This window comes from Streptomyces sp. NPDC127114 (assembly GCF_042677525.1).
Taxonomy (GTDB): Bacteria; Actinomycetota; Actinomycetes; order Streptomycetales; family Streptomycetaceae; genus Streptomyces.
The window spans coordinates 1-11,398 of record NZ_JBHXTJ010000024.1; the positions used below are offsets into that span (position 1 = coordinate 1).

Consider the following 11,398-nt stretch of genomic DNA (forward strand, 5'->3'; position numbering starts at 1 on the left):
GACAGTCCCCGCTCTCCACGGGAAGGGCGCGCGCCGTCCACGGGGCCCGGCGGGCGGGAGCCGGTGGCTCAGGCCCGGCGGACCTGTTCCTCCAGCTCCTCCTCGTCCACCTCGTCGTCGAAGACGGTGCTGATGTCGAAGCGGCACACGATCCGTTCCGGGTCGGCCTGGTCGAAGGGGGCGTGCAGCCACTCGCCCGGTTCGGGCAGTTCCTCGGCCGCCTCGACCCAGAGCGTGGAGTCGCCCTCCTCCAGACCGAATTCCTTGTGACGGGACGCGATTTCGTCAGGTTCGTACTCGCCGAAGACGACGCCGAGCGCCGCGTGGGTGGTCCCGGCGCCCTCCTCCCGTTCGAGATCGGTGACCCGGCGTGCCTGGGCGATCAGACGCTGCGGCTCCACCACCGCGTAGTCGCGACGGATCAGCACGCTCAGGGCGTGTGGCTCGTCCGGGCCCGCGTAGGGCGGCAGGGAGTCGTCGGCGCCCGGGATCTCGAAGGGTGTGACCTCGTCGTACCGGTCGTAGAGGGCCTCGTCGTACGCCTCCGCCGCCGCGGCGAGCGCGTTGAAGGCCTCGTAGACGGCCGGGTCGTCGTCCCCGGTGCGGCGTTCGACCGCCGCGAGGTGACGGTCCAGTGCGGCTTTGACCGCCTCGGCGGCGGCGCGTACCTCGGCAGCGGTGGGCTGCGCAGCATCAGACATAGGACAGACGCTATCCGTACCGGGCCCTTGGCCGCACAATAGATGCGATGCCGGAATACGAATTTGTCGACGTGTACGTGCCGCGAGGCGTCTCCCGCAAGGAGGCGACGCGGCTTCTGACCGACCATGCCGAGTACGGACACTGGGAGTTGGACCGCCTGAGCCTGCGTCGCGACGGCAGCCGCAGGGTGCGGCTGCGGCGGCGCATCATCCGTCAGACCCGCGCCACCTGGTGAGAACAGAAGAAGCCGAAGAAGCAGAAGGGGCCCCGCGGTGCGGGGCCCCTGCCGTTCTCCGGGCGGGTCAGGCGGTGCGGCGGGACCGGCGGTAGATCACGGAGCCGGCGAGGAGCAGGCCCGCGCCGGCCGGGACGACGAGACCGAGCGGTCCCACTCCGGTGTGCGCGAGCTCCTCGGTGGGGCCGCTCGGCGTGACGGCGTGCGTACCGGGCGTGTTCGGCCCGTACGAGCTGCCGGGCGTGCCGGGCGCCCCCGGGTTGCCGGGGTGCCCGCCCTCGTTGCCGGGCGTGCCAGGGGTTCCGGGGGTGCCCGGGTTTCCGGGCGTACCCGGGGTTCCGGGGTTGCCCGGGTGCTCGCCCTCGTTGCCCGGGTTGCCGGGGTTCCCCGGCGTCCCGGGCCCTCCCGGGTTCCCCGGGTTTCCGGGCGTCCCCGGCCCACCGGGGTTGCCCGGGTTCCCGGGGTTGCCGGGAGTCGTCGGCTCGACGCCGTAGCCGCAGTCGTTGTCGCCGACGGCGTTGCCCAGGCCGACGCCGTTGACGCTGTTGCCGCACACGTTCACGGGGGCGTCGACGGGGACCTGGACGGTGTTGCCGGAGCCGACGCCCGGGGAGTCGGAGGCGTGGCCGTCGGCGGAGGAGCCGGAGCTCCCCTCGTCGCCGTAGCCGCCGGCCCCGTCCGTGCCGGTGTTGGCACAGGAGTTGCCCGTGGCCGGGTTCATCAACCCGATCACGGAGACCGTGTTGCCGCACACGTTGACCGGCGCGTGGACCGGGGCCTGGACGGTGTTGCCGGACGCGACGCCCGGTGAGTCGGAGGCCGTACCGCTCGCTCCCGAGCCGGCGTGGGCGTAACCGCCGCCGAGGGCGATCATGCCGCCCGCCGCGGCGACGGTGACGATGCTCTTGCGGGTGATGATGCGTGTGACCTGTCGCATTTTTGCTGATTACCTGCCTTTTCGGCTCGTGACGAAATGGCCACCGGCCCCGGAGTGCATGGCACGCACTCCGGGGCCGGCCTTGGCTCGGACCCTCGAGGGGTCGAGGCTCAACGTCAGGCGTTGATGCAGGTGTTGCCGAAGGTGGGGTTCAGCAGCCCGATGATGGTGACGGTGTTGCCGCACACGTTCACGGGGACGTGGACCGGCACCTGGACGACGTTGCCCGAGAGGACACCGGGGGAACCGATGGCCGCACCCTGGGCACCCGCGTCGGCAACGGCCATGCCCGCACCCGCGAGAACGAGACCGCCGGTGGCAGCCGCAGCAGCGACGACCTTCTTGATCATTATTCCTCCTTGTTGGCAAAAGCGGTCCAAGCCTCGGACCGCACCACCTGTAACGAGGGGGAATCGAGGGGGCTACGAGACACCTCGGCCATTCACTCTTTCCAGTAATCGGTGCACGCGCGGTCGATTACGGCGGTCCTCAGCACGCGTCGATGAAGCGGTCCAGGACGCGGACGCCGAACTTCAGCCCGTCCACCGGGACGCGCTCGTCGACGCCGTGGAACATGCCGGCGAAGTCCAGCTCCGGCGGCAGCTGGAGCGGCGCGAAGCCGAAGCAGCGGATGCCGAGGTCGTCGAAGGACTTGGCGTCGGTGCCGCCGGAGAGCATGTACGGCACGGCCCGGGCGATCGGGTCCTCGGCGCGCAGGGCCAGCTGCATGGCGTCGACCAGGGCGCCGTCGAAGCTGGTCTCCAGGGCCTTGTCGCCGTGCACGTCCTCGCGCCTGACGCGCGGGCCGAGGATGCGGTCGAGGTCGGCCAGGAACTCCTCCTCGTAACCGGGCAGGAACCGGCCGTCGACGTGCGCGGTGGCCTGGCCGGGGATGACGTTCACCTTGTATCCGGCGCCGAGCATGGTGGGGGCGGCGGAGTTGCGCAGGGTGGCGCCGACCATCTTGGCGATGCCGCCGAGCTTGGCGAGGGTGGCGTCCATGTCCTCGGGGTCGAGCGGGGTGCCGAGGGCGTCCGAGAGCTCGTCCAGGAAGGACCGCACGGTCTTGGTGACGCGCACCGGCCACTGGTGGCGGCCGAGCCGGCCGACGGCCTCGCACAGCTCGGTGATGGCGTTGTCGTCGTTGGTCATGGAGCCGTGCCCGGCGGTGCCCTCGACGGTCAGCCGCATCCAGTGCATGCCCTTCTGGGCGGTCTCGACCAGGTAGAGCCGCAGGTTCTCGTTCACGGTGAAGGAGAAGCCGCCGACCTCGCCAATCGCCTCCGTCACGCCTTCGAAGAGGTCGCGGTGCTTGTCGACCAGGTACCGGGCGCCGTAGGTGCCGCCGGCCTCCTCGTCGGCCAGGAAGGCGAGGACGATGTCGCGCGGCGGCTTGCGGCCGCTGCGCAGCCGGTCGCGGACGACCGCCAGGGTCATCGCGTCCATGTCCTTCATGTCGACGGCGCCGCGGCCCCAGACGCAGCCGTCGGCGACCTCACCGGAGAAGGGGTGGTGGGTCCAGTCCTCGGCGTTGGCCGGCACGACGTCGGTGTGGCCGTGGATGAGCAGGGCCGGCCGCGAGGGGTCCTCGCCCTCGATCCGGGCGACGGTGGAGGCCCGCCCCTTGTGCGACTCGATGATCTTCGGCTCGAGTCCGACCTCCGCGAGCTTCTCCGCGACGTACTCGGCCGCCGCCCGCTCGCCCGGACCGGAGTGGTCGCCGTAGTTGCTGGTGTCGATGCGGATGAGGTCCCGGCACAGGTCGACGACCTCGTCCTCGCCGGTGACGCCACGGCCGGTGTTCGACTCGCTCACGCTGCTTCCTCCCACTACGTGCCCCACGTGCTTGCTGTGTGATCGCCCCATCCTCCCGCGCTCCCCCGCCCCCGCCCAAGGGCGGCTCCAGGCCGACACACTCCTGACACGGTGGATGCGCCCGAGGCGCCCGGGACCAGGGTGGTGATCGACCCCTCCAGATGTTTGCTATGGTTTTCCTCGTCGGAAGGGCCCAGCGGCCGGGAAGACGAAACACCTGTCCGGGTGGCGGAATGGCAGACGCGCTAGCTTGAGGTGCTAGTGCCCTTTATCGGGCGTGGGGGTTCAAGTCCCCCCTCGGACACCAGCGAAAGACCCCACATCACGTGGGGTCTTTTCTTCTTTACGGCTTTACGGCTCTACGGCGGCAGGACGGGCGTGGGACGCAGAACGAAGGCACCGACGGGGCCGCTTCCGCAACGGGACGGGATCGATCCCGTGCGCGTGCGGCTGCCCGAGGAGCCGGAGCCGGGCACGGCGACCGTGCGGGAGTATCTCGTCGGGCGGTACGGCGGGGCCGTCGGCACGGGCCGGGTTGAGGAGATGGTGCGGGCGGGCCGGTTCGTCGGGGCGGACGGGACGGCCGTCGGGTGGGACGAGCCGTACGCCGGCGGACGGTACCTCTGGTTCCACCGGGATTTTCCGGCCGAGGAGCGGGTGCCGTTCGAGATCGAGGTGCTGTACCGGGACGAGCGGATCGTGGTGGCCGACAAGCCGCACTTCCTGGCGACGATGCCGCGCGGGCGGCACGTGACGGAGACGGCGGTCGCGCGCCTGCGGAGGGACCTCGGGCTGCCGACGCTGCAGCCGGCCCACCGCCTGGACCGGCTGACGGCCGGGCTGGTGCTCTTCGTCGTACGGCCGGAGGACCGCGGGGCCTACCAGACGCTGTTCCGGGACCGGCTCGTGCACAAGGCGTACGAGGCGGTGGCACCGTACGACCCGCGGCTGGAGCTTCCGGTGACGGTGCGCAGCCGCATCGAGAAGGAGCGCGGCGTGATGGCCGCCCGGGAGGTTCCGGGCGATCCGAACGCGGAGAGCCGGATCGAGCTGCTCGCCCACGGCGGCGGTCTCGCCCGGTACCGGCTGGTGCCGGTGACCGGGCGGACCCATCAGCTGCGGGTGCACATGAACGCGCTCAGGCTCCCGATCCTCCACGATCCGGTCTATCCGGTGGTCCGCGAGGACGGGCCGGAGGACTTCGCGCGGCCGTTGCAGCTGGTCGCGCGGTCGCTGGTGTTCACCGACCCGTTCACGGGCGAGCGGAGGACGTTCACGAGCCGGCGCTCGCTCAGTGGCCTCGGCTGATCCACTCCTGGAGGTGCGGGGCCTCGGCGCCGATCGTGGTGGTGTCGCCGTGGCCGGTGCGGACCACCGTCTCAGGCGGGAGGGTGAGGAGCTTCTCGCGGATCGAGTCGATGATCGTCGGGAAGTCGGAGTAGGACCGGCCGGTCGCTCCGGGGCCGCCCTGGAAGAGGGTGTCGCCGGTGAAGACGGTGCCCAGGTCGGGGGCGTGGAGGCAGACGGCGCCGGGCGCGTGGCCGGGGGTGTGGAGGACCCGGAGGTCCGTGCCGGCGATGGTGAGGACCCGGCCGTCGGCGAGGTCGCCGTCCGGGGTGTGGTCGGGGTGGGTGAGCTTCCACAGCGGCTGGTCGGCGGGGTGCAGCAGGATCCGGGCGCCGGTGGCGGCGGCGAGGGCCGGGGCCGCGTCGATGTGGTCGTCGTGGGCGTGGGTGCAGACGATGGCCCGCAGGGCGCGGCCGTCGAGCGCGGCGAGGATCGCGTCGGCGTCGTGGGCGGCGTCGATCACGATCGCCTCGGTGTCGTCACCGACGATCCAGACGTTGTTGTCGACCTCCCAGGTGCCGCCGTCGAGGCTGAAGGTGCCGGAGGTGACCAGGTGGTCGATGCGGGCAGCCATCAGAGGACCACCACCGAGCGCAGCACGTCGCCTTCGTGCATGCGGGCGAAGGCCTTCTCGACGTCTCCGAGTCCGATGGTCTCGGTGACGAAGGCGCCGAGGTCGATGCGGCCCTGCTGGTGCAGGTCGATGAGCATCGGGAAGTCGCGGGAGGGCAGGCAGTCCCCGTACCAGGAGGACTTGAGCGCGCCGCCGCGGCCGAAGACGTCGAGGAGCGGGAGCTCGAGCCGCATCTCGGGCGTCGGGACGCCGACGAGGACGACGGTGCCGGCCAGGTCGCGGGCGTAGAAGGCCTGCCGGTAGGTCTCGGGGCGGCCGACGGCCTCGATGACGACGTCGGCGCCGAAGCCGCCGGTGAGCTCGCGGATGGCCTCGACGGGGTCGCCGGTGCGGGAGTTGACGGTGTGGGTGGCGCCCATCTCCGTGGCCTTGGCCAGTTTCCGGTCGTCGATGTCGACGGCGATGATCTTCGCGGCCCCGGCGAGCCGGGAGCCGACGATCGCCGCGTCGCCGACGCCGCCGCAGCCGATGACGGCGACGCTGTCGCCGCGGCCGACGCCGCCGGTGTTGATCGCGGCGCCGATGCCGGCCATGACGCCGCAGCCGAGCAGTCCGGCGACCTCGGGCGCGACGGCCGGGTCGACCTTGGTGCACTGGCCCGCGGCGACGAGGGTCTTCTCGGCGAAGGCGCCGATGCCGAGGGCCGGGGAGAGCTCCGTGCCGTCGAGCAGGGTCATCCGCTGCTTCGCGTTGTGGGTGGCGAAGCAGTACCAGGGGCGGCCGCGCAGACAGGCACGGCACTGGCCGCAGACCGCGCGCCAGTTGAGGATGACGAAGTCGCCGGGCGCGACGTCGGTGACGCCGTCGCCGACCGACTCGACGACGCCCGCGGCCTCGTGGCCGAGCAGGAAGGGGAACTCGTCGTTGATCCCGCCCTGCTTGTAGTGGAGGTCGGTGTGGCAGACCCCGCAGGCCTGGATCTTCACGACCGCCTCGCCGGGGCCGGGGTCCGGGATCACGATCGTCTCGACCCGTACGGGCTCGTTCCTGCCGGGGGCCACGACCCCCTGGACCTGCTGCGGCATCGCGAACTTCCCTTCTCCGACACTGTAAGGATCTTGCGTACCACTATCTCCTGACAAAACGCGAGACCCCCGCAGATCGTGCCTGCGGGGGTCTCGCTCTTCCCGTGGGGGGAAGGCCGGGGTCAGTCCTGGCGCTCGGCCTGGGTCGCGCGGACCCGGCCGCGGACCAGGAACCAGCCGCCGACCAGCGCGGCCGCGATCAGCGGCAGGCAGTTGACGGTGGTGCGCCCCACTCCGCCGTCCATCCACATCAGGACCAGGACGGCGGCGAGGAAGACGAGGGTGACGATCTGGGTGTACGGGGCCCAGGGCAGCTGGTAGCTCGGGCGGGCGAGCTTGCCCTCCTTGGCGCGGCGGACGAAGAGCAGCGAGCAGACCATGATCATGGCCCAGGTGCCGATGATGCCGATCGAGGCGAAGTTCAGGACCAGCTCGAAGGCCTCCTCGGGCATCCGGGCGTTGAGGATGACGCCGGCGACGCCGAAGCCCGCGGTGAGCAGGATGCCGCCGTAGGGCACGCCGCCCTTGTTCATCACGCCGGTGAACTTGGGCGCGGAGCCCGCCAGCGACATCGAGCGCAGGATGCGGCCGGTGGAGTAGAGGCCCGAGTTGAGGCTGGAGAGGGCGGCGGTGAGCACGACCAGGTTCATCACGCCGGCGGCGCCGGGGATGCCGAGCTTGTCGAAGACGGTGACGAAGGGGCTCTGGTCGCCGGAGTACGCGGTGTACGGGAGGATCAGCGCGAGCAGGACGACGGAGCCGACGTAGAAGAGGCCCACGCGCCACATGATCGAGTTGATCGCCTTGGGCATGATCTTCTCGGGGTTCTCGGTCTCACCGGCGGCGACGCCGCACAGCTCGACGGAGGCGTAGGCGAAGACGACGCCCTGGATCAGCAGCAGCATCGGCATCATGCCGTTGGGGAAGATGCCGCCGTTGTCGGTGATGTTGGCGAGGCCCGGCGTGTGGCCGCCGACGTCGTGCGAGGTCACGACGAGGAAGATGCCGACCACCATGAAGGCGACCAGGGCGGCGACCTTGATGATCGCGAACCAGAACTCCATCTCGCCGAAGTACTTCACGGAGATGAGGTTGGCGGCGAGGACGACCGCGAGGGCGATCAGCGCGAGGATCCACTGCGGGATGTCGCTGAACATCGACCAGAAGTGCGCATAGGTGGCCGCGGCGGTGATGTCGGCGACGGCGGTGGTCGACCAGTTCAGGAAGTAGAGCCAGCCGGCCGTGTAGGCGCCCTTCTCGCCCATGAACTCACGGGCGTACGAGACGAAGGCGCCGGAGGAGGGGCGGTAGAGCACGAGCTCACCGAGGGCCCGGACCACGAAGAAGGCGAAGAGGCCGCACACCGCGTACGCGATGAAGAGGGAGGGACCGGCGTTGGCGATGCGGCCGCCGGCGCCGAGGAACAGGCCGGTGCCGATGGCGCCGCCGATGGCGATCATGTTGATGTGCCGGGACTTCAGGTCCTTGCGGTATCCGGCGTCACCGGCGTCGACGTGGGGGGTCGTCGACGAGGGCGCGGCTCCGGAGGCCGCCGGGGTGGCGGACAGCGGCTCGGCCGCAGTGATGCGGTCACTCATGGAGTTGTTCGCCTTCGTGAGGGGGAGGGTCTGTGCGGTACCCGGCCGTGCCCTTGTGAGGCTTCCCGGCACGGCCAGCGCACATCCTCACGGCAACAACCGGTTGCTGACTGTGACGGATTTCACTGAACGCCCTTATTTGAGCTAGTTCAGAGGTTACTTGCGGGTGTACGGCGTGTTACAGGACGTGTCGGGAGCGCGCGTTACGGCGCGAGGACGTCCAACTCCCTGAGGGCCCCCACCGCGATCTCGCGGGTCAGCCGCTCGGCCCGGGCCGCGTCCTTCTCCCGTACGGCTTCGGCGACCTGGACGTGCAGGGTGACGGCGGCCGGGTCGGGGTCCTCGAACATCACCTGGTGGCGGGTGCGGCCGGTGAGCACCTCGGCGACCACGTCGCCGAGCCGGGCGAACATCTCGTTGCCGGAGGCGTTGAGGACGACCCGGTGGAAGGCGACGTCGTGGACGAGGTACGCCTCCAGCTGCCGTCCGCGCGAGGTGGCGACCATGCCGAGGGCCTGTTCGGTGAGCTCGCGGCACTGCTCGGGCGTGGCGTTCAGGGCCGCGAGGCCGGCCGCGACCGGCTCGACGGCGGAGCGCAGCACGGTGAGCGAGCGCAGCTGGCGGGGCCGGTCGGCACCGGCCAGACGCCAGCGGATGACCTGCGGGTCGTACACGTTCCAGCGCTCGGTGGGGAGCACGATCACGCCGACCCGGCGGCGGGACTCGACGAGGTGCATGGACTCGAGGACGCGGACGACCTCGCGCACCACGGTGCGGGAGACCTCGAAGCGCTCGGCCAGCTCGTCGGTGCGCAGCACGCTGCCGGGCGGGTACTCCCCCGCGGTGATCGCGAGGCCCAGGGAGGTCAGGACGTGCGGATGGAGCCCCTGGCCCGGTGTCGTCATGGTGGCCAGCCTATGCGTGATCACACGAATGATCACGCCGGGAAGAAAAAGTACGACTTATTTGTCACAGGGTCTTGAATACGTCGTACCCAATGGGTTTCATGAGCGCGACGGATCGATGTCGAAGAAGACAGCGAGGCACCACCCATGAGCACCACCCCCCGGCCCTCCGCCGACGGACGCCCCCCGGTCGTCGTCGTGATGGGCGTCGCCGGCACCGGCAAGACCACGATCGGTCCGCTGGTGGCCGAGGCGCTTGGCCTTCCGTACGCCGAGGGCGACGACTTCCACCCGGCGGCCAACGTGGCCAAGATGTCCGCCGGCATCCCGCTGGACGACACCGACCGCGGGCCCTGGCTCGACGCCATCGGGGAGTGGGCGCACGGCCGGGCCGGGCGCGGCGGCGTGGTGAGCAGCTCCGCGCTGAAGCGCAGCTACCGGGACCGGCTGCGCGCGGCCGCGCCCGGCGTCGTCTTCCTGCATCTGACCGGCGACCGGGAGCTGATCGAGCGGCGCATGGCCGCCCGCAAGGGCCACTTCATGCCCACCGCGCTCCTCGACTCCCAGTTCGCCACCCTCCAGCCCCTGGAGGAGGACGAGGCGGGCGTCGCCGTCGACGTCTCGGGCACCCCCGAGGAGATCACCGCCCGGGCCGTGGCCGCGCTGCGCCGGCTCACCGCCTGATCCCCGTCTCCCTCCTTCCCCGTCTCCCCGCTGTCCCCTCCCCGCTCTCCTCCGTTCTCTCGCCCCCCTTCCCCTGCCCCCCTCACCCCAAGGGACCCACCGTGACCAGTCTCAGCGTCGAGACCCTGGCAGCGGACGCCGCCGAACCGATCACCTCGGCGGGCAACGCCCAGCTCGGGATCGCCGTACTCGCCGGCATCGCCGTCATCGTCCTGCTCATCACCAGGTTCAAGCTGCACGCCTTCCTCGCCCTGACCATCGGGTCGCTGGCGCTCGGCGCGTTCGCGGGCGCCCCGCTCGCGGACACCATCAAGTCCTTCACCACCGGGCTCGGCAGCACCGTGGCCGGTGTCGGCGTGCTCATCGCGCTCGGCGCGATCCTCGGCAAGCTGCTCGCCGACTCGGGCGGCGCGGACCAGATCGTCGACACGATCCTGGCGAAGGCGTCCGGGCGGGCCATGCCCTGGGCGATGGTGCTCATCGCGTCCGTGATCGGCCTGCCGCTCTTCTTCGAGGTCGGCATCGTGCTGCTGATCCCGGTGGTGCTGCTGGTCGCCAAGCGCGGCAACTACTCGCTGATGCGGATCGGCATCCCCGCCCTCGCCGGTCTGTCCGTGATGCACGGCCTCATCCCGCCGCACCCCGGCCCGCTCGTCGCGATCGACGCGGTCGGCGCCAACCTGGGCGTCACCCTCGCCCTCGGCCTGGTCGTCGCCGTCCCGACCGTGATCATCGCCGGTCCGGTGTTCTCCCGGTTCGCGGCCCGCTGGGTGGACATCCCGGCCCCCGAGAAGATGATCCCGGTCCGCCCCTCCGAGGACCTGGAGAAGCGCCCCGGCTTCGGCGCCACCGTCGCCACCGTGCTGCTGCCGGTCGTCCTGATGCTGGTGAAGGCCCTCGTCGACATCGTCGTGGACGACCCCGACAACGGCCTGCAGAAGGTCACCGACGTCATCGGATCGCCGCTGATCGCACTGCTCGCCGCCGTCATAGTCGGCATGTTCACCCTGGGCCGCGCGGCCGGCTTCTCCAAGGAGCGCCTGTCGTCCACCGTCGAGAAGTCGCTCGCCCCGATCGCGGGCATCCTGCTGATCGTCGGCGCGGGCGGCGGCTTCAAGCAGACCCTGATCGACATCGGCGTCGGCCAGATGATCCTGGACTTCTCGAAGAACTGGTCCATCCCGGCCCTGCTGCTCGCCTGGCTGATCGCGGTCGCGATCCGGCTCGCCACCGGCTCGGCGACCGTGGCGACGATCTCGGCGGCGGGCCTGGTGGCCCCGCTCGCGGAGGGCATGTCGACCGGTGAGGTCTCGCTCCTGGTCCTGGCGATCGGCGCCGGCTCGCTCTTCTTCAGCCACGTCAACGACGCCGGTTTCTGGCTGGTGAAGGAGTACTTCGGGATGAACGTCGGCCAGACGATCAAGACCTGGTCGGTGATGGAGACGATCATCTCGGTGGTCGGCATCGTGTTCGTGCTGCTGCTGTCGTTGGTGATGTGAGCCGAGTCGTCAAGAAG

General features: G+C 70.8%; 12 protein-coding genes and 1 tRNA gene. 5 read left to right on the top strand and 8 right to left on the bottom strand.

The window, feature by feature from the left end; translation table 11 throughout:
* Positions 1-68 precede the first annotated feature (68 nt).
* Positions 69-701: a hypothetical protein gene (locus tag ACFVGS_RS23300; protein WP_384414507.1), complete on the bottom strand. Its 633-nt coding sequence runs from the start codon at positions 699-701 to the stop codon at positions 69-71.
* Positions 702-748: 47 nt separating this feature from the next.
* On the opposite strand from ACFVGS_RS23300, the gene ACFVGS_RS23305 reads away from it, so the two are divergent.
* Positions 749-937, top strand: a complete 189-nt coding sequence (locus ACFVGS_RS23305) for a DUF5703 family protein (RefSeq protein ID WP_128983151.1) — start codon at positions 749-751, stop codon at positions 935-937.
* A 67-nt stretch (positions 938-1,004) separates the two neighbouring features.
* Here the strand turns inward: ACFVGS_RS23305 and ACFVGS_RS23310 are convergent, their stop codons facing one another.
* The 3 genes from ACFVGS_RS23310 to ACFVGS_RS23320 form a co-directional block, all read right to left on the bottom strand.
* Positions 1,005-1,874, bottom strand: coding sequence for a chaplin (locus ACFVGS_RS23310; protein ID WP_385693548.1), 870 nt, complete (start codon positions 1,872-1,874; stop codon positions 1,005-1,007).
* Between the two features lie 116 nt (positions 1,875-1,990).
* On the bottom strand, positions 1,991-2,224 hold the full coding sequence (chpH, locus tag ACFVGS_RS23315) for a chaplin ChpH (protein ID WP_345489987.1): 234 nt from the start codon (positions 2,222-2,224) through the stop codon (positions 1,991-1,993).
* Between the two features lie 139 nt (positions 2,225-2,363).
* Entirely contained in the window at positions 2,364-3,689 is a 1,326-nt protein-coding gene (locus ACFVGS_RS23320) for a M20/M25/M40 family metallo-hydrolase (RefSeq protein ID WP_385693549.1), read from the bottom strand.
* A 219-nt stretch (positions 3,690-3,908) separates the two neighbouring features.
* Between ACFVGS_RS23320 and ACFVGS_RS23325 the strand changes: the two genes are divergently transcribed.
* Both ACFVGS_RS23325 and ACFVGS_RS23330 read left to right on the top strand, forming a co-directional pair.
* Positions 3,909-3,996 (top strand) — tRNA-Leu (locus ACFVGS_RS23325).
* A gap of 71 nt (positions 3,997-4,067) precedes the next feature.
* Entirely contained in the window at positions 4,068-4,997 is a 930-nt protein-coding gene (locus ACFVGS_RS23330; protein WP_385693550.1) for an RluA family pseudouridine synthase, read from the top strand.
* On the opposite strand, the gene ACFVGS_RS23335 is transcribed toward ACFVGS_RS23330, so the two are convergent.
* The 4 genes from ACFVGS_RS23335 to ACFVGS_RS23350 form a co-directional block, all read right to left on the bottom strand.
* Positions 4,981-5,610 carry an MBL fold metallo-hydrolase gene (locus ACFVGS_RS23335; RefSeq protein WP_385693551.1) on the bottom strand — a complete coding sequence of 210 codons (630 nt, stop codon included), beginning with the start codon at positions 5,608-5,610 and terminating at the stop codon, positions 4,981-4,983. The genes ACFVGS_RS23330 and ACFVGS_RS23335 overlap by 17 nt on opposite strands.
* On the bottom strand, positions 5,610-6,695 hold the full coding sequence (locus ACFVGS_RS23340) for an S-(hydroxymethyl)mycothiol dehydrogenase (protein WP_385693552.1): 1,086 nt from the start codon (positions 6,693-6,695) through the stop codon (positions 5,610-5,612). Before ACFVGS_RS23340 ends, ACFVGS_RS23335 begins: the two co-directional genes overlap by 1 nt.
* A gap of 122 nt (positions 6,696-6,817) precedes the next feature.
* The gene (locus ACFVGS_RS23345) at positions 6,818-8,293 is read right to left on the bottom strand and encodes an amino acid permease (protein ID WP_384414490.1); all 1,476 of its coding nucleotides are present in this window, start codon (positions 8,291-8,293) and stop codon (positions 6,818-6,820) included.
* Between the two features lie 203 nt (positions 8,294-8,496).
* Positions 8,497-9,198, bottom strand: coding sequence for a FadR/GntR family transcriptional regulator (locus tag ACFVGS_RS23350; RefSeq protein WP_384414487.1), 702 nt, complete (start codon positions 9,196-9,198; stop codon positions 8,497-8,499).
* Between the two features lie 147 nt (positions 9,199-9,345).
* Here ACFVGS_RS23350 and ACFVGS_RS23355 point away from each other — a divergent pair, with 147 nt between their 5' ends.
* Together ACFVGS_RS23355 and ACFVGS_RS23360 are read left to right on the top strand one after the other, a co-directional pair.
* The gene (locus ACFVGS_RS23355) at positions 9,346-9,882 is read left to right on the top strand and encodes a gluconokinase (RefSeq protein WP_384414484.1); all 537 of its coding nucleotides are present in this window, start codon (positions 9,346-9,348) and stop codon (positions 9,880-9,882) included.
* A 101-nt stretch (positions 9,883-9,983) separates the two neighbouring features.
* Positions 9,984-11,381 carry a gluconate:H+ symporter gene (locus ACFVGS_RS23360; protein WP_385693553.1) on the top strand — a complete coding sequence of 466 codons (1,398 nt, stop codon included), beginning with the start codon at positions 9,984-9,986 and terminating at the stop codon, positions 11,379-11,381.
* Positions 11,382-11,398 lie beyond the last annotated feature (17 nt).